A 17,326-nucleotide genomic window follows, 5' to 3' on the forward strand; every position below is an offset into this window, starting at 1 on the left:
CGCGCCACCGACAGCTCCGACCACCGGCCGTCGTGAGCGCGCCGTCACCGGGAACTTCGCATGCTCCCGGCTCGCTTCCCTAGAGTGGCAGCACTCTACGCAGTCACGCGCACGCGACCGGAAGGACAGCTTGCCCATGGGTCACACGGCCACCCCGGAGGCACACTCCAGCGGCCTGAAAGCCACCGAGCACCGCCTGGCGAACGGCCTGCGGGTGGTGCTCTCCGAGGACCACCTCACCCCGGTCGCGGCTCTCTGCCTCTGGTACGACGTCGGTTCGCGGCACGAGGTGACGGGCCGCACCGGCCTGGCCCACCTCTTCGAGCACCTGATGTTCCAGGGCTCGGCCAGCGTGAAGGGCAACGGCCACTTCGAGCTGGTGCAGGCGGCCGGCGGTTCCCTCAACGGCACCACGAGCTTCGAACGCACCAACTATTTCGAGACGATGCCCGCCCACCAGCTCGAACTGGCGCTGTGGCTCGAAGCCGACCGGATGGGCAGCCTGCTCACCGCGCTGGACCAGGAGAGCCTGGACAACCAGCGGGACGTGGTGAAGAACGAGCGCCGCCAGCGGTACGACAACGTGCCCTACGGCACCGCCTTCGAGCGGCTCACCGCCCTCGCCTATCCCGAGGGCCACCCTTACCACCACACCCCGATCGGTTCCATGGCCGACCTGGACGCGGCCTCGCTGGAGGACGCGCGGGCGTTCTTCAGTACGTACTACGCGCCCGGCAACGCGGTGCTCTCGGTGGTCGGCGACATCGACCCGGAGCAGACGCTGGCCTGGATCGAGAAGTACTTCGGCAGCATCCCCGCCCACGACGGCAAGCCCGAGCCGAGGGACGGCTCGCTGCCGGAGACCATGGGCGGCCAACTGCGCGAGGTGGTCGAGGAGGATGTGCCCTCCCGCGCCCTGATGGGCGCCTACCGGCTGCCCCCCGACGGCTCCCGGGAGGGGGACGCCGCCGATCTGGCGTTGACGGTGCTGGGCGGCGGCGAGTCGTCCCGGCTGCACAACCGGCTGGTACGGCGCGACCGTACGGCGGTGACGGCCGGTTTCGGGCTGCTGCGGCTGGCGGGGGCACCCTCGCTCGGCTGGCTGGACGTCAAGGCGTCCTCCGGTGTCGAGCTGCCCACCATCGAGGCCTCGGTGGACGAGGAGCTGGCCCGGTTCGCCGAGCAGGGCCCGACGCCCGAGGAGATGGAGCGGGCCCAGGCACAGCTCGAACGGGAGTGGCTCGACCGGCTGGCCACCGTCGCCGGGCGGGCCGACGAACTGTGCCGGTTCGCGGTGCTCTTCGGCGACCCGCAGCTCGCCCTGACCGCGGTGCAGCGGGTGTTGTCCGTCACCCCCGAGGAGGTCAAGGCGGTGGCCGCGGCCAGGCTGCGCCCCGACAACCGGGCGGTGCTGGTCTATGAGCCGACCGGCGGCGGCGACCAGGGCGAGGCGGACCCCGAAGGCGCCGAGGGCGCCCAGGCCGCGGCGGGCGACGACGCCGCCGACGGCACCCACCAGGAAGAGAGCGAAGCGTGAGCGACACCGCGGCCGTCATGACCTTCCACCCACAGCCGCAGCCGGGGGAGCCCAGGCCGTGGGCGTTCCCCGCCCCTGAGCGGGGGACCCTGCCCAACGGGCTGACGCTGCTCACCAGTCACCGCCCCGGCCAGCGCGTCATCGCGGTCGAGGTGCTGCTGGCCGCGCCGCTGGACGCCGAGCCGGCCGGCCTGGACGGTGTGGCCACCATCATGGCCAGGGCACTGTCCGAAGGCACCGACGAGCACACCGCGGAGGAGTTCGCCGCCGAGCTGGAGCGCTGCGGCGCCAGCCTGGGGGCGCACGCCGACCACGCGGCCGTCCGGGTGTCCCTCGAAGTACCCGCCTCCCGGCTCGACAAGGCGCTCGCCCTGCTCGCCGAAGCGCTCCGGGCGCCCGCCTTCGTCGAGCACGAGGTCAAGCGGCTGGTGGCCAACCGGCTCGACGAGATCCCGCACGAGCTGGCCAACCCGGCCCGCCGCGCCTCCATGGCGCTGTCCAAGGAGCTGTTCCCGGCCGAGCTGCGCTTCTCCCGGCCGCGCCAGGGCACAGAGGAGACCGTCCGCAACATCGACGCGGCGTCGGTCCGTGAGTTCTACGAGGCCCATGTCCGGCCGTCGACGACCACCGCCGTGGTGGTCGGCGACTTCACCGGCATCGACCTGCCGGACCTGGTCGCCTCGACCCTGGGCCGCTGGACCGGCGGCGAGGCCGTGCCGCGGCCCCGTCCGGCGCTCGTCTCGGACGACCACGCGCGGGTGGTGATCGTCGACCGTCCGGGCGCGGTGCAGACCCAGCTGCTGATCGGCCGCACCGGGGCGGACCGTCAGGACCCGGTGTGGGCGGCCCAGGTGCTCGGCGTCTACTGCCTCGGCGGCACCCTCACCTCCCGGCTCGACCGGGTGCTGCGTGAGGAGAAGGGCTACACCTACGGGGTGCGGGCCCTCAGCCAGGTGCTGCTGAGCTCCTCCGACGGCACCGGCGGCGCGCTGCTGGCGATCAGCGGCTCGGTGGCGACCGAGGCGACCGGTCCGGCGCTCGCCGACCTCTGGCAGGTGATCCGCACCCTCGCCGAGGGCGGCCTCACCGAGGAGGAGCGCGACGTCGCGGTGCAGAACCTGGTGGGGGTCGCGCCGCTGCGCTACGAGACGGCCGCCGCCGTCGCCGACACCCTCGCCGACCAGGTGGAGCAGGAGCTGCCGGACGACTACCAGGCCAGTCTGTACGCCCGGCTCGCGGCCACCGGCACCGTGGAGGCGACCGCCGCCGCGGTGAACGCCTTCCCGCTCGACCGGCTGGTGGTGGTCCTGGTCGGCGACGCCGCCACGATCGCCGAGCCGGTCCGTGAGCTGGGCATCGGCGAGGTGAGCGTCGTCAGTTGAGCGCTCGCCCGGGCCCGGCCACCCGCGTGGTGACCGGCCCCGGGCGGCCCGTCCGGGACCCCGGCCGCCCTCGTGCGCCGGGGTTCCGCGCGTCCCGCCCGCCCGAAAGCGCCCCCGCTGTCCAAAAACAATCCAAGAATTCCAGGGGTGCTTTCCCATTTCCGGGTGTGCTGGAATAGAGTCACGGCACAAACGGGGAAGGAAACGGAGTCGGCGATGCGGAACCGGACGTGAACGGCGCGGACGGCGCGGGGCGGCGTATCTCCGCCCAGGTGGTGTGTACGGCCATCCGCGACGACATCGTCGGTGGTTTCTTCCCGCCGGGCAGCCGGCTGACCGAGGAGCTGCTCGCCCAGCGCTACGGCGTCTCCCGGGTCCCGGTGCGCGAGGCGCTGCGCACCCTGGAGTCCGAGGGGTTCGTCCGGACCCGCAGGCACGCCGGCGCCTCGGTGGCCGAGCCCACCGAGCAGGAGGCGGCCGACCTGCTGGAGATACGCGGCCTGCTGGAGCCGCTGGGCACCGCGCGCGCCGCCCAGCGCCGCACCGAGGCACATCTGAAGGTGCTGCGCGGCCTGGTAAGGCTCGGCCAGGAGCGAGCGGTGCAGGGCCAGTTGTCGGACCTGCCGTCGCTCAACGGCTGGTTCCACGAGACGTTGGCGCAGGCCTCGGGCAGTCCGACGCTGGCCGCGCTGCTCACTCAGCTCCGGCACAAGATCGCCTGGGTGTACGGCGACGGGGGCACCGGCCGGGCGGTGGAGTCCTGGGAGGAGCACGCGGCGATCGTGGACGCGGTGGCGCGGGGCGACGCCGAACGGGCCCGCCGGCTGGCCGCCGTCCACGTGGAGCGGGCCGCCGCGGTGAGGATCCTGAAACATCCCGTAAACGCGGTGCGCCGTCGCGCTTAACATTCGCACCGTATACAAGGTCATAGAATTGCGGCTCCCGTAAATGCGAAAAAGCGGTACCGGGCATTCCATGGGGGAATGCCCGATACCGCTGAATTCTGCTGCGCACGGGATGGCCGTGGCCAGAAATATGCCGCCGGCCGGTGCGGGCCCACCGCGTACCGGCGCCGGGCCGGGTATCGGCAGCCGGATCCGCCTCAGACGGTTTCCGGCAGTTCGTCGAGGCCCTCGGACACCAGTTTGGCCAGCCGGTCGAGCGCGGCGTCGGCGCCGTCGGCCGTGGCGGCGAGCACGACCTCCTGGCCGCTCTGCGCGCCGAGGCTCAGCACGGCCAGCATGGACGCCGCGTTGACCGGGACGCCGTCCGCCTTGGCGATGGTGACCGGCACGCCGGCCGCCATCGCCGCGCGGACGAAGATGGACGCCGGGCGGGCGTGCAGCCCCTCGGGCCAGCCGACGTTGACGCGGCGCTCAGCCATGGTGTGCCCCTTCGGATCGATCAGTGCCCCCCAGAGTGCCCGTAACGCGCCGACGACGCGAGTGGGGCGCGCCCGCATACGCTGGGGCCATGACGGAGCAGTCGGCCCACCCGTACCCGGTCCACTGGGAGGCGGACGTCGTGCTGCGCGACGGCGGGATCGCCCATATCCGGCCGATCGGCCCGGACGACGCGGGGAAGCTGGTCGACTTCTACGAGAAGGTCTCCGACGAGTCCAAGTACTACCGCTTCTTCGCGCCCTACCCGCGGCTGTCCGACCGCGATGTGCACCGCTTCACCCACCACGACTACAACGACCGGGTGGGCCTGGCCGCCACCGCCGGTGGCGAGTTCATCGCCACCGTGCGCTACGACCGCACCGCCCCCGACGGCCGCCCCGCCACCGGACCGGCAGGCACCCTCGCCGAGGTCGCCTTCCTCGTCCAGGACGCCCATCAGGGCCGCGGCGTCGCCTCCGCGCTGCTCGAACACATCGCCGCCGTCGCCCGCGAGCGCGGCATCCTGCACTTCACCGCCGAAGTCCTGCCCGACAACCGCAAGATGGTCAAGGTCTTCACCGACGCGGGCTACACCCAGCAGCACAGCTTCACCGACGGGACGGTCCATCTCGACCTGGATCTGGAACCCACCGACGAGTCGGTCCAGGTGATGCGGGCCCGCGAGCACCGGGCCGAGGCCCGCTCGGTGCGACGGCTGCTGCGGCCCGGCTCGGTCGTGGTGGTCGGCGCCGGACGGCGGCCCGGCGGTGTCGGGCGCACCCTGCTGCGCAACATCGTGGCCGGCGGCTTCACCGGGCGGCTCTACGCGGTCAACCACTCGCTCACCGCCGGGCCCGGGGCCGAACTGGACGGGGTCCCCGCCCACCGCTCGGTCGCCGCGATCGGCGCACCCGTGGACCTGGCGATCCTCGCCGTGCCCGCCGACCGGGTGCCCGAGGCGGTGGCCGACTGCGGCGAGGCCGGCGTACGCGGTCTGGTCGTCGTCACCGCCGGCTACTCGGAGAGCGGGCCGGAAGGACGGGACCGGCAGCGGGAACTCGTCCGGCAGGCCCGTCGGCACGGCATGCGGGTGATCGGCCCCAACACCCTCGGCATCATCAACACCGCCGCCGACATCGCCCTCAACGCCTCGCTGTCGCCGGAGATGCCGCACCGCGGCCGGCTCGGCCTGTTCACCCAGTCAGGGGCGATCGGCATCGCGCTCCTCTCCGGCCTGCACCGCAGGGGGGCCGGACCCTCCTCCTTCGTCTCCGCGGGCAATCGCGCCGATGTCTCGGGCAACGACCTGCTCCAGTTCTGGCAGGACGACCCGGAGACCGACGCCGTTCTGATGTACCTCGAATCCTTCGGCAACCCGCGGAAGTTCACCCGGCTCGCCCGGCGGACCGCGGCCGTCAAGCCGGTGGTCGTGGTCAAAGGCGCGCTGCACCGCGGCTCGGTACCGGCAGGGCACCAGGTGGCGGTCACCCGGATCCCCGACGCCACCGTGGCCGCGCTCTTCCGCCAGGCCGGGGTGATCAGGGTCGACACCGTCACCGAACTGCTGGACGCCGGACTGCTGCTGGCCCTCCAGCCACTCCCGGCGGGCGACCGGATCGGCATCCTCGGCAACTCCGAGTCCATCGGCCTGCTCACGTACGACGCCGCGCTCGGCGCCGGACTGCGGGCCGCCGCCCCCGTCGACCTGCCCACCGGAGCGGGGCCCGAGGAGATCGCCGCCGCGCTCACCGCCGCTCTCGCCGACCCGGCGAACGACGCGGTGGTGGTCACCGTGATCCCGCGGGTCGGCGCGGAGGCGGCGGCGGAATCGGCGGCCGAGCCCGGGGTCGAGTCGGGCGCCGGATCGGGAGCCGCCGCACCCGGTACACCGGCCGCACCCGCCGCCCAGGAGCCGGCGCTCGCCACCCAGGACCACGGATCCGGCGACGACCCGGCCCTCGCCGCCGCCCTGCGCCGCGCCGCGGCAGACGCCGCCAAACCCGTGGTCGTCGTGCACCTCGCGCTGGACGCCATGGCCGACCGGCTCGGCGCTGCCGAGGGCCCCGGCGCCCCGGTCCCCGTCTACCCGGCCCCCGACCGGGCGGTGCGCTCGCTCGCCGAGGCGGCCGGATACGCCGCCTGGCGAGCCACCTCCGCGACCCCCGGCCGGGTGCCGGAGTTCGACGACATCGAGATGGCGGCGGCCGCCGAAGACGTCCGCCGGCTGCTGCCCCCCGACGGGTCCCCGCGCCCCGACACGGTGCTCTCCGACGAGGACACCGCGAGGCTCCTCGGCCGCTACGGCATCCGGGTACGGCGCGCGCTGCCGGCCCCCGACCCCGAGGCGGCGGTGGCCGCCGCGGCCGGCCTCGGCTATCCCGTGGCACTCAAGACCACTGCCCCGCACCTGCGGCACCGCGCCGACCTCGGCGGCGTACGGCTCGACCTCGCCGACGAGGGCGACCTGCGGCGCGCCTACGCCGAACTGACCACGCGGCTCGGCGACCCCGCCGAACTGCGCCCCGTCGTGCAGGCGATGGCGCCGCGCGGGGTGGACACGGTGATCCGCGCCATGGTGGACCCGGCCGCCGGGGCGCTGCTCTCCTTCGGCCTGGCCGGGGCGCCGTCCGAACTGCTGGGCGACGTCGCCCACCGGCTGGTGCCGGCCACCGAACGCGATGTGTCCGAGCTGATCCGCTCGGTCAAGGCGGCACCGCTGCTCTTCGGCTGGCGCGGCGCGGAGCCGGTGGACACGGTGGCCCTGGAGGAACTGCTGCTCCGGGTGTCGATGCTCGCCGACGACCTGCCGGAGGTCGTCGCGGTCGACCTGGAACCGGTGGTGGTCGCGCCGCGCGGCCTGACCGTGCTCGGCGCCTGGGTCCGGCTGGCCAAGCCGCCGGCCCGTACCGACCTGGGGCCGCGGGCGCTGGCCTCGCTGTGAGCCGTACGCAGCCCTGGTGCGCCGTGGAGGGACGGCGGGCGACGGTGGGTGGCGGCTGACGGCGGCCGGCTGCGGCCGACCAAGGGCAACGAAAGCCGACGACGCCCGGCGACGGTGAACGACCTGGCGGGACCTCGGCGGCTCCGGCGCGCCCGCCGGCTTCGAGCAGCCGCCCGCCGCGGGAGCCGCCCGCGCGGTCCGCGCCCTTAGGATGGTCGTCATGGCGAAGAGCGGTACCACGACACAGGGCCTGCGGACGGCGATCGAGCGCAGCGGCTACTACCCAGCCCTGGTGGCCGAGGCCGTCGAGGCGGCGGTCGGCGGTGAGGAGGTCTCCGCCTACCTGGTCCACCAGGAGACGACCTTCGACGCCAACGAGGTCCGCCGGCACGTCACCGTCCTGGTGCTCACCGCCGGCCGGTTCCTGGTCAGCCACACCGACGAGCAGGCCGCGGACGACACCTCGCCGAGCCCGTACGCCACCACGTCCACCGAATCGGTGAAGATCGGCCGGATCTCCTCGGTCGTGGTCAGCCGGGTCGTCGCCAACCCCGAGTCCTACAAACCGGGCACCCTGCCCCGCGAGGTGGTGCTCACCATCGGCTGGGGCGCCGTCTCCCGGCTCGACCTGGAGCCGGCCGCCTGCGGCGACCCCAACTGCGAGGCCGACCACGGCTACACCGGGTCCTCCACCGCCGACGACCTGTCGCTGCGGGTCAGCGAGGCCGGTGACGGCCCGGACGCGGTCCGCCAGACGCTGGCCTTCGCCCAGGCGCTCTCCGAGGCGACCGCGGCGACCGACTGATGGCCCACCCGCTCCCCCAGGAGTACGGCCCCGAGCCGCTCGACCTCCGAAGCGCGCCCGTCCCGCAGTACGGCGCCGGCGCGCTGTGCGACGTCATCCCCGCCGCCCTCGCGACCGCCGGCGTGCCCGGACTGCCGACCACCGGCCTCGAACTCGCCCCCGCCGACCGGGTCTGCGTCTTCCTGGTGGACGGCCTCGGCTGGGAGCAGATCCTGGCCCACCCGGACGAGGCGCCGTACCTGACCTCGCTGCTCGGCACCTCGCGCGGCGGCACCGGCCGGCCGATCACCGCGGGTTTCCCGGCCACCACCGCGGTGTCGCTGGCGTCGATCGGTACCGGACTGCCGCCCGGCGGGCACGGTCTGGCCGGCTACACCACGCTCAACCCGGACACCGGCCAGCTCATGAACAACCTGCGCTGGCAGCCGTGGGTGTCCCCGTCCCACTGGCAGCCGCACCCCACCGTCTTCCAGTTGGCCGACGCCGCCGGGATCGCCACCTGCCAGGTCTCCTCACCCGCCTTCGTCAACACCCCGCTGACCAAGGTCGCGCTGTCGGGTGGTGTCTTCCACGGACGGCTGACCGGCGAGGAGCGGATGGACCTGGCCGCCGACCGGCTGGCCGCCGCCGACCGCACCCTGGTCTACACGTACTACAGCGAGCTGGACTCCATGGGCCACCGGCACGGCGTGGACTCCGACGCCTGGCGCGGCCAGCTCACCATGGTGGACCGGCTGGTGCGCCGGCTGGCCGAGCAACTGCCGCCGCGCAGCGCCCTCTACGTCACCGCCGACCACGGCATGCTCGACGTCCCCTTCGACGAGGAGTCGCGCATCGACTTCGACGAGGACTGGGAGCTGCGGGCCGGTGTGGCGGTGCTCGGCGGCGAGGGCCGGGCCCGGCACGTCTACGCGGTGCCGGGCGCCGCCGCCGACGTGCTCGCCGTGTGGCGCGAGGTGCTCGGCGACCGGATGTGGGTGGCGGGCCGCGAAGAGGCGGTCGCGGCGGGCTGGTTCGGGCCGCGCCCCGAGGCCCGGGTGCTGGGCCGGATCGGCGATGTGGTGGCGGCGTCCAGTGACGTCATGGCCATCGTCGCCAACCGCACCGAGCCGGGGGAGTCGAAGATGGTCGGGCTGCACGGCTCGCTGGCCCCCGTCGAGCAGCTCGTCCCCCTGCTGGAAGTACGCTCCTGAGGTCACGCGTCCACCAGCGGGCCGCAATCGTCGTCCACCGAAAGGCCGTCGCCCTTCCCATGCCCGAACTGGTCTTCTTCTCCGGAACGATGGACTGCGGCAAGAGCACGCTCGCGCTCCAGATCGTCCACAACCGCACCGCGCGCGGCCTCCAGTCGCTGATCTTCACCCGGGACGACCGGGCCGGCGAGGGCAAGCTCTCCTCACGCCTCGGCCTGGTCACCGAAGCGGTGGAGGTGGCAGACGACACGGATCTCTACGGTTTCGTGGTGGAGACGATGAGCCGCGGCGGGCGGGTGGACTACGTCGTCGTGGACGAGGCCCAGTTCCTGGCGCCCGATCAGATCGACCAGCTCGCCCGGGTGGTGGACGACCTCGACAAGGACGTCTACGCCTTCGGCATCAGCACGGACTTCAGGACCCGCCTCTTCCCCGGCTCCCAGCGCCTGGTCGAACTCGCCGACCGGGTCGAGGCGCTCCAGGTGGAGGCGCTGTGCTGGTGCGGCGCCCGCGCCACCCACAACGCCAGGACCGTCGGCGGGGTGATGGTGGTGGAGGGCGCGCAGGTGGTGATCGGTGACGTGGACCGTGACGAGGGCGAGACCGGCTACGAGGTGCTGTGCCGCCGCCACCACCGCCGCCGGCTGACCTCGGCCGCCGCCCAGGCCGGCGCACTCTCCCCTGACGTCCTCCCGGTCAACCACACCTGAAGACCCCTCGCCGGCACGCAGCGGTGACGGTTCGCCCGGCTCCCCTCCGGCGACGACCCGGCTTCCCTCCGTCGGGGGCCGACGGGAGGCAGCCGTCGGGCCGGTACGGCCGGTACGGGGCATTGACACGCCGCGAAACCGAGGTCCAGAGTGCAGAGAGCGCTCTCAAGCCGCTCCCCGGACGGCAGCGGCGGCACCAAGAACGGCTCTTGCGCCCCCCACTCCAGGAGTCACCCCATGACGCCCGCCCTTCCGTACCGGCCGCGCACCTCCCGCCGAAAGCTCGCCGCGCGGATCCTCGCCCTCACGGCCACCCTGCTCAGCCTGCTCGGCGCCCTGCTCGCCGGCGCGACGGCCCCGGCTCGCGCCGCCGACGTGATCGTCTCGCAGGGCAAGGCCGTCACCGTGTCCTCCGTGGAGTCGTCGGCCACCCCGGCGTCCGCCGCCGTCGACGGCGACGGCGGAACGCGCTGGTCCAGTGGATTCGCCGCCACCCAGTGGCTCCAGGTCGACCTGGGCGCCGCGGGCCCCGTCAGCCAACTCGACATCAGTTGGGAGGCCGCCTACGCGAAGGCCTTCACCATCCAGCTCTCGACCGACGGCGGCACGTACACCCAGGCCTACGCCACGACCTCCGGCGCCGGCGGGCAGCAGGGCATCGCGCTGGCCGGTACGGCACGGTACGTGCGGATCAACCTCACCACCCGGGCGCTGTCGGCCTACGGCTACTCGATCTGGGAGTTCCAGGTCCACGGGACGGCCGCGGCGCCGCCCGGGACGGGGAGCACGGTCGGCGGGGTCGCCCTCGTCAACGACGTTTCCAAGAAGCCGGTGCTGGGGTTGAGCCCGCTGGTGGACGGCTCGGTGGTCGACCTGACCAAATTGGCCAACCGCGATCTCAGCATCCAGGCGTCCCTCGCCCACGGCGCCACCGCGGGGAGCCTCACCTTCACGCTCACCGGGGCGAAGGGCTCGTCGTACACCCGCACCGAGAACACCGCTCCCTACTTCCTGTGCAACGACTACGTCGACTGCCCGTTGCTGGCGACCGCGGACGCGTACACGCTGACCGTCCAGGCGTACGCGGGAACCGACGCGACGGGTGGCGCGAAGGGCGCGCCGCTGGTGGTCCACTTCAGCGTCTCGGCGACCGCGGTCGCGGCGCCCGCCCTCGACGTGCTCTTCGTCGGCAACAGCCTGTTGGGGACCGCGACAGCCGCGACCGGTGAGGACACCCTGGCGCTGGTGCGGCACATGGCGACGGCGGCCGGCCGGACGGTGCGCGTCACCGAGGTGATCCACTTCGGCAACACGCTCCAGCAGACCTACGACGCGGGCGAGGTCACGGCCGCTCTCAGCGGCGCGACCAGGTACGACTACATCGTGCTCCAGGAGTACAGCACGCTCGTCGCGACCGATCCGGCGAGCGCGGCCGACACCCTGATGAACACCTACGCCCCGGCCTTCGGCCGGGCCCTCAAGCCGGGCGGCAAGGTGGTGCTTTTCAAGGACTGGGCGCTGGTGGACCCGTCGCCCTTCGCTACTCGCGCCGCGGAGACCGCCGCGATCAACAGCGGGTACACGGCGCTGTCGAGCGGTCTGCCGACGCCGAACCTGGTGGCGCCCATCAGCGACGAGTTCGAGGCCGTCATCGCCTCGAAGGGCACGTCGTACCTGATCGTGGCCGACGGCAAGCACCCGAACGACACGGCGATCTACCTGGACGCCGCGACGCTCTACGGCATCCTCTTCCGCGAGTCGCCGCGGAATGCCGCCGACCTCTACCTGCCGGCCGCGACGGCGTCGTCCATGCGAGAGGTGGCGGCCGACGCGATCGGCTACTGAACGCCGCCGCCCGGCCCAGGGTCAGGGGATGAGGACGATCTTGCCCCGGGTGTGGCGCCGCTCCAGCTCGCGGAAGGCCTCCGCCACCTGGTCCAGGGGATACGTGGCGGCGATCGGGATCTCGATCTCACCCGAGGCGATGAGGTCGGCCATCTCGGTCAGCACCTCCTTGGTGGACGCGTCCATGCTGCCCTCGTGTTTCGTGCCGAGCCGCTCCGCCAGTTCGAAGGAGATGATCGTCTCGATACGGTCGCGGGGGATGCCGAGGTCGACGGCGAGTTGAAGGTACTCGGGTCCGAACAGGTCGATGAAGGCGTCGATGCCGTCCGGCGCCGCCGCCGTGAGGCGGTCCGCGAGGCCGTCGCCGTAAGGCACCGGGGTGGCGCCGTGCTCGGTGAGCCAGTCCGCGTTGGCGGGTGAGGCGATGGCGAGGACATGGACGCCGCGGCTGCGCAGGAGCTGGACGACGACGGTGCCCACGCCGCCGGCCGCGGCGGACACGGCCACGGTCTCGCCCGGTCGCGGGTCCACCGCGCGGACGGCCGCATAGGCGGTGACACCGGCCACGTAGAGGGAGCCCGCCACCGGCCAGCCGAGCTGCGACGGCTTGTGGATCACCTGACTCGTGGGCACCGCGACATGGGTGGCGTGGCTGGAGCGCCGCACGGAGAAGCCGAGGACCTCGTCGCCGGCCGCGAACTCCGTCACGCCGTCGCCGACGTCGCTGACGACTCCGGCCAGGTCACTGCCCTGCCCGGAGGGGAAGGCGCTGGATCCCGGCATGAAGGCGCCGGAGCGGATCGAGGCCTCACCCGGGTTGGTGGCGGTGGCCCTGACCTCGACCACGACCTCGCCGGACGCCGGGACCGGCATGGGCACCTCGGCGATGTACAGCACCTCCGGACCGCCGTACTGGTCGAAACGGACCGCTCGTGCTGTTTTCTCACTCATCTGCTTCTCCTTCGAGGGATGGGACTCCACTGGGTGCCGTGCCCGCCGCGCGGAGCGCCGCGAGTGCGGAGCCGAGCCGGTCCAGCTCGCTTTCGCCCAGCGGACCGCGAAAGCGCCGGTCCAGCTCCTGGTCGAAAACCCGCCGGGCCGTCTCGACCCGCTCCCGGCCGACCGGGGTGAGTTCGACGACGGAGGAGCGCCGGTCCGCGGGGTTGGGACGCCGCAGGAGGTTGCCGCGCGCGGATATCCGGTCGACGGCCTGGCTGGCGCCGCCGACCGTGATCGACAGCGCCGCCGCGATGTCGTTCACCCGGCAGGACGGCGTACGCGCGACCACGGACATCACGTCGAGACTGCCGAGGGACAGTCCGCACTCCTGCTGGAGCCGCGCGTCCACCCCGTTCCACAGGTCGGTCTCGAACCGCACCAGGTCGTCGAACAGCCGTCGCAGGTCCACGGGGATGCCCTTCAGCCGAACTACATCACTGCTAATTATATTAGCACTATAGTAATTGGGCCGCTGGGTCGGCGCGCCGTCGGGAAGGGGTAGCGCGGTCGGGAACGTCGCGGGCCCGGGCGACCGATCGCTCGTCGGTCGCCCGGGCCCGGGAGCAGCGCCCGTCAGCCGCCCTGGAGCGGGCCGAAACGCGCGGTGACCGTACGGTCGGCGGTCACCGGAATCGTGATCGTCCGCCCACCGGCCGGGAGTTCGGCCCCGTCGACGGTCCAGCCCAGCAGGTGGAAGCCGTGCGCCGCGGTGGCGGTCACCGTCACCGTGTCGCCCTTCTCATAGCGTCCCGGCGAGGTCTCGTTGCCGGAGATCCGCACCGCGCCGCCGTCGCCGGGCTCGGCGCTCGCCGTCACCGACTGCTCCACGATGTTGATCACCATGACGTTGCGCAGCCGCACCGGCCCGGTCGAGGTCGCGCCGTTGTAGCGCAGCACATTGACCGCGGTGACCTGGGCGGGCGCGCCGGCCTCGACGGTGAAGCCGCCGTCGCCGAGGTTGTCGGTGCCGAGGTTGAACGCCCGCACGGCACCGGAGTCGACCACCAGCCCGTTGTGCATGCCATAGCCGAACACGTCGAAGACGGTGAGGTCCCGGGCGCCGTCCACATGCACCAGATCGGTGTTCTTCCTGGTGTAGGCGTCGATGGTCTGGGCGAAGACATCGCCGTCCAGGCCCCAGTGGGGGATGCCGAAGCCGACCCGGTTCACCGCGTTGCCGTTGGTGAGCACGCCCTCGACGGTGCCGCCGTCGTTGCCGCCGACGGTGATCCCCCGGTTGAGGAAGGCGCCGCTGACCTTGCGGACCACGAAGCCGTCGTCGCGGGGCGAGGACATGTCGATGCCGTTCCAGGCGTTGGTCAGGCCGACATCGACGACGTAGGTGCCGCGGCCGACGCCCCGGAGGTCGTACGGGTAGGGCGCGTAGCCGCCGGCCGGGTTGTTCTCCGGGTGGAAGATCCGCAGGCCCCGCACGCCGGCCCCGGCGCCGTCCAGGGTGACGAAGGCGGGCGCCGTCCCGGGGTCGGCGCTGTCGCGTCCGGCGAAGGAGAAGAGCACGGTGCCGGCGCTGGCCCCGCTGAGGTCGCGGTTCGGGGAGGCGGCGGCGCCGCGCAGTTCGACCCCGGCCGGGACCCGCAGCCGGCCCTCGACCCGGTACCAGCCGGCGGGCAGATAGACGATGCCGCCGCCCTGCGCGCCGGCCCGGTCAAGCACCTGCTGGAGCGCGGCGGTGGCGTCCGCGGCCTGGTAGCCGACGCCGTGCGGGGCGCCGGCCGCTACATACAGCACCCGGCGCTTCGGCTGCGGCGGCGCGGCCGGCTCGTGGTGGCGCGGCACCGTGCCGGCCAGTTCGAGCACGGTGCCGGAGGTGGGGCCGTCCAGCGTGGTGTCGGTGACCTTCACATAGCCGCCGGAGGCGTTGCGGATCGAGGCGACGCTGCCTTGCAGGGTGCTGGCGCCGAGCGTCATGCCCCAGCGGGTGTCGATGTCGTCCACCTGGAGGGCTACATCGGTCCGCACCACCGTCGACTGGAGGAACGCGCCGACGAACGCGGCGCGTTGGCCCTTCACCACCTGGATGCCGGTGCGGTAGTCCGACAGGCTGATCGCCGAGAACTGGTCCCACTCCAGATCGCCGAGGACCAGACCGGTGCCGTTGGCCCGCGTCCAGCGGTCGAGCACCGACCGCTTCGGCGGACGGAAGGCCGAAGGGGCGCCCGCCCAGTAGGAGTTGGCGAAGGTGATCTGATCCCAGGTGCCCACGTCGGCGCCGTTGAAGGCGGTGGCCCCGTTGGACAGCGCCGTGCCCTTGATGTCCTGGAGCGTCGCCGACTCGTGCACCTGGCCCTGCACCGCCGGCTCGCCCCGGTCGCTGGCGAGCGTGGAGACGCCGACGCCCCGGTAGGAGTCGAGCATGGTCACGTGCGCGACGCTGCTCATCATGTAGTTCTGGTCGCCCTGCCAGGCGCGGCCCGGGATCTCGAAGGTGTAGTTGTACGGCACCGGGTCGGTGGCGCTCTGCCGCGGGTAGTACGTGGTCAGGCCCTGGACGGAGGCGCTGCCGCCGACCCGGAAGAGGACTGGTCCGTCCGCGCCCGGCGGCAGGTCGGCGCTGATCACCGTGCCGTAGGAGCCCGAGCCGTGGTCCGGGTCGCGCCGGTCGCCGCGCAGCGAGCAGAAGGGCGGGATCTCCACGGTGGTGCTGATCCGGTAGGTGCCCGCGCCCATCCACACCGTGCCGCCGCCCGCGTCCTGGCAGTCGTAGAGCGCGGCCTGCACGGCGGCGGTGGCGTCCGTCCGGCCGCCCGCGTCGGCGCCGTGGTCGCGTACGTCGAAGTCGGCGACGACCGGGTCGTCGGTGGGGTAGCGGGTGCTGATCAGCTTCGGGTGCGGGGTGACCACCCGCTGGTCGTAGACCTCCAGTTGGGCCAGCGCCACCTTGTCCGCGCCCGCCGCGTAGCCGCTGACGGCCAGCCGTACGTAGCGGGCGGTGGTGGCCGGGAAGGCGGTGGTGAAGGCCGGGCCCGCGCCGGTGGCGCCGGTGCGGCCGACGTCCCGGAAGTGCGCGCCGTCGGTCGAGACCTGGACGGTGTAGTCGCTGGCGAAGGGGCTGCCCCAGGTGGCCACGACCTGGTCGAAGCGCCGGCCGGCGCCGAGGTCCAGGGTGAAGGTCTCCCCGTCGCCGCCGTCGCCGCTGACCCAGGCGCTGCCCCCGTTGCGGTCGATCGCCGCGCCAGGGTCGGAACCGGCCGCGGTGGACGAGGCGGTGGCGGTGCCGAGGTGGGCGATGTCGGTGTCCACGGCGAGCGCGTGGAAGGCGTCGAGCGCTGCGGTCAGCGCGTGGAAGGCGGCGCGGGCCTGGTCGTCGGTGACGCCGGTGCCGTTCGCCACCGTGCGGGCCGCGTCGGTGGCCTGCTTCAGCGCCGCCTTGGCGCCCGGCGGGTACTGGCCGTCGCGGGTGCCTTCCCGGGCGGCGGCGTAGGTGGTGTCGGCCTGGGCGACCAGCCGTTTGAGGCCGATCGTCGGGTCCAGCGTCTTCGGCAGCGCGGTGACCGTCACCCGGGCGATCCGCAACTCGCCCGGCAGGTCGGCGGTGTTGATCCGGAAGTCGGAGCCGTTGGAGCGGTTGGTGAGGATCGCGTCGGTGAGCAGGAAGGTGTGCGACTTCCAGCCGCCGGAGTCGCCGTAGGTGAAGGTCGGCGACCGCTTGAACATCTGCGGGATGGTGTCGCCCGGCGAGTCGTACTCCAGTTGCATGGAGCCGTGGCCCTGGTCGAAGTAGTCGATGGTGACGGCGACCGGGTCGCGATTGTCGTACAACTGCCCGTCGTCCACGTTCATGTAGAAGAAGCCGGTCTCGGCGCCGGGCACGCTGCGGTCCGTCTGCCAGTAGCCGCGGCCGTCGATCGTGCCGGTGACGAGATGGCTGTCGTTGTCGCCGGCCCGCGGGGTGATGCCGTGCTGGTCGACGGTGGGGCCGAGGTCCACGGAGTAGCCGGCGGTGACGCGCAGCGCGGAGACGGTGATGTCGGCCGGCTGCCCGTCGGCGGCGGCGCCGGTCAGGCGCAGCTCACCGGTGGCCGCGGCGGCCGGCATCGTGAACGCCTCGGTCTGCCAGGTGCCGGTGTCGCCGAGCGCCGCGCTGCCGAGCACCTCGCTCGGGCCGCCGGTCAGCTTCAGCACGCCCGAGCCGGTGTCCAAGTAGGTGACCGCGGCGGTGAGTTGTCCGGCGCTCACCGACCCGGTGTACTCGGGGTCGAGATCGAAGGCGAAGTACGAGGTGCCGGCGGCGGTGTCCGTCCGCCAATAAGGGGTGCCGTCCTGCTCGCCGGTGCGCAGCCCCGCGGGGTTGTCCCCGGCGGTGGCGGTCAGCCCCAGGGTGAAGGGATCGGGGCCGAGATCGGCGCCCACTCCCAAGGGATAGAGCGTGGGGGCGGCGGCGTGGGCGGGCGGCGAGACGGGCAACAGCAGGGCGAGGACCAGCAGAAGTAACGCGAGCGGTAGGCGCGACAGGGGCAGGGGCGGAACGCGTCTGGCGGGCACGGAGACCTCCGGCTGTCTCGGGGCGGCTC

Annotated in this window: 12 protein-coding genes; 8 read left to right on the forward strand and 4 right to left on the reverse strand. The window is 73.1% G+C overall.

Annotated features, from left to right (window positions below; genetic code table 11):
• The first annotated feature begins 136 nt into the window (after positions 1 to 136).
• The 3 genes from OG519_RS26620 to OG519_RS26630 all read left to right on the forward strand — a co-directional run bounded on the left by OG519_RS26620 (position 137) and on the right by OG519_RS26630 (position 3,824).
• Complete coding sequence (locus OG519_RS26620; RefSeq protein WP_405588818.1) at positions 137 to 1,537, forward strand: M16 family metallopeptidase; 1,401 nt, start codon at positions 137 to 139, stop codon at positions 1,535 to 1,537.
• 17 nt (positions 1,538 to 1,554) lie between these two features.
• Positions 1,555 to 2,919 (forward strand): M16 family metallopeptidase, encoded by a 1,365-nt coding sequence (locus tag OG519_RS26625; RefSeq protein ID WP_405593025.1) that lies wholly within the window; start codon positions 1,555 to 1,557, stop codon positions 2,917 to 2,919.
• Between the two features lie 230 nt (positions 2,920 to 3,149).
• Complete coding sequence (locus OG519_RS26630) at positions 3,150 to 3,824, forward strand: GntR family transcriptional regulator (protein ID WP_405588821.1); 675 nt, start codon at positions 3,150 to 3,152, stop codon at positions 3,822 to 3,824.
• Positions 3,825 to 4,021: 197 nt separating this feature from the next.
• Here OG519_RS26630 and OG519_RS26635 read toward each other — a convergent pair whose 3' ends face one another.
• Positions 4,022 to 4,303 (reverse strand): HPr family phosphocarrier protein, encoded by a 282-nt coding sequence (locus OG519_RS26635; protein ID WP_405588824.1) that lies wholly within the window; start codon positions 4,301 to 4,303, stop codon positions 4,022 to 4,024.
• An 89-nt stretch (positions 4,304 to 4,392) separates the two neighbouring features.
• On the opposite strand from OG519_RS26635, the gene OG519_RS26640 reads away from it, so the two are divergent.
• From OG519_RS26640 to OG519_RS26660, 5 genes are all read left to right on the forward strand, one after another.
• Positions 4,393 to 7,242, forward strand: a complete 2,850-nt coding sequence (locus OG519_RS26640) for a GNAT family N-acetyltransferase (protein WP_405588826.1) — start codon at positions 4,393 to 4,395, stop codon at positions 7,240 to 7,242.
• A 220-nt stretch (positions 7,243 to 7,462) separates the two neighbouring features.
• Positions 7,463 to 8,047: a DUF5998 family protein gene (locus OG519_RS26645; RefSeq protein WP_405588829.1), complete on the forward strand. Its 585-nt coding sequence runs from the start codon at positions 7,463 to 7,465 to the stop codon at positions 8,045 to 8,047.
• Positions 8,047 to 9,240: an alkaline phosphatase family protein gene (locus OG519_RS26650; RefSeq protein ID WP_405588832.1), complete on the forward strand. Its 1,194-nt coding sequence runs from the start codon at positions 8,047 to 8,049 to the stop codon at positions 9,238 to 9,240. Before OG519_RS26645 ends, OG519_RS26650 begins: the two co-directional genes overlap by 1 nt.
• Positions 9,241 to 9,299: 59 nt before the next feature.
• Positions 9,300 to 9,950: a thymidine kinase gene (locus OG519_RS26655; protein WP_405588835.1), complete on the forward strand. Its 651-nt coding sequence runs from the start codon at positions 9,300 to 9,302 to the stop codon at positions 9,948 to 9,950.
• Positions 9,951 to 10,187: 237 nt separating this feature from the next.
• Positions 10,188 to 11,795 carry a discoidin domain-containing protein gene (locus tag OG519_RS26660; RefSeq protein WP_405588838.1) on the forward strand — a complete coding sequence of 536 codons (1,608 nt, stop codon included), beginning with the start codon at positions 10,188 to 10,190 and terminating at the stop codon, positions 11,793 to 11,795.
• A gap of 21 nt (positions 11,796 to 11,816) precedes the next feature.
• Here OG519_RS26660 and OG519_RS26665 read toward each other — a convergent pair whose 3' ends face one another.
• From OG519_RS26665 to OG519_RS26675, 3 genes are all read right to left on the reverse strand, one after another.
• Entirely contained in the window at positions 11,817 to 12,746 is a 930-nt protein-coding gene (locus OG519_RS26665; protein ID WP_405588841.1) for an NADP-dependent oxidoreductase, read from the reverse strand.
• On the reverse strand, positions 12,739 to 13,203 hold the full coding sequence (locus OG519_RS26670; RefSeq protein ID WP_405588844.1) for a MarR family winged helix-turn-helix transcriptional regulator: 465 nt from the start codon (positions 13,201 to 13,203) through the stop codon (positions 12,739 to 12,741). Before OG519_RS26670 ends, OG519_RS26665 begins: the two co-directional genes overlap by 8 nt.
• Positions 13,204 to 13,367: 164 nt before the next feature.
• Complete coding sequence (locus OG519_RS26675; protein WP_405588845.1) at positions 13,368 to 17,297, reverse strand: glycosyl hydrolase family 28-related protein; 3,930 nt, start codon at positions 17,295 to 17,297, stop codon at positions 13,368 to 13,370.
• Positions 17,298 to 17,326 lie beyond the last annotated feature (29 nt).

This window comes from Streptomyces sp. NBC_01190 (assembly GCF_045039895.1).
In the GTDB taxonomy this organism is placed as follows: domain Bacteria; phylum Actinomycetota; class Actinomycetes; order Streptomycetales; family Streptomycetaceae; genus Actinacidiphila.

Bases quoted from the DNA above. Each gene is read 5' to 3' on its own strand.
- OG519_RS26620 (WP_405588818.1), top strand. From the start codon at position 137: ATGGGTCACACGGCCACCCCGGAGGCACACTCCAGCGGCCTGAAAGCC.
- OG519_RS26655 (WP_405588835.1), top strand. From the start codon at position 9,300: ATGCCCGAACTGGTCTTCTTCTCCGGAACGATGGACTGCGGCAAGAGC.
- OG519_RS26635 (WP_405588824.1), bottom strand. From the start codon at position 4,303: ATGGCTGAGCGCCGCGTCAACGTCGGCTGGCCCGAGGGGCTGCACGCC.
- OG519_RS26650 (WP_405588832.1), top strand. From the start codon at position 8,047: ATGGCCCACCCGCTCCCCCAGGAGTACGGCCCCGAGCCGCTCGACCTC.
- OG519_RS26645 (WP_405588829.1), top strand. From the start codon at position 7,463: ATGGCGAAGAGCGGTACCACGACACAGGGCCTGCGGACGGCGATCGAG.
- OG519_RS26640 (WP_405588826.1), top strand. From the start codon at position 4,393: ATGACGGAGCAGTCGGCCCACCCGTACCCGGTCCACTGGGAGGCGGAC.
- OG519_RS26625 (WP_405593025.1), top strand. From the start codon at position 1,555: ATGACCTTCCACCCACAGCCGCAGCCGGGGGAGCCCAGGCCGTGGGCG.
- OG519_RS26665 (WP_405588841.1), bottom strand. From the start codon at position 12,746: ATGAGTGAGAAAACAGCACGAGCGGTCCGTTTCGACCAGTACGGCGGT.
- OG519_RS26660 (WP_405588838.1), top strand. From the start codon at position 10,188: ATGACGCCCGCCCTTCCGTACCGGCCGCGCACCTCCCGCCGAAAGCTC.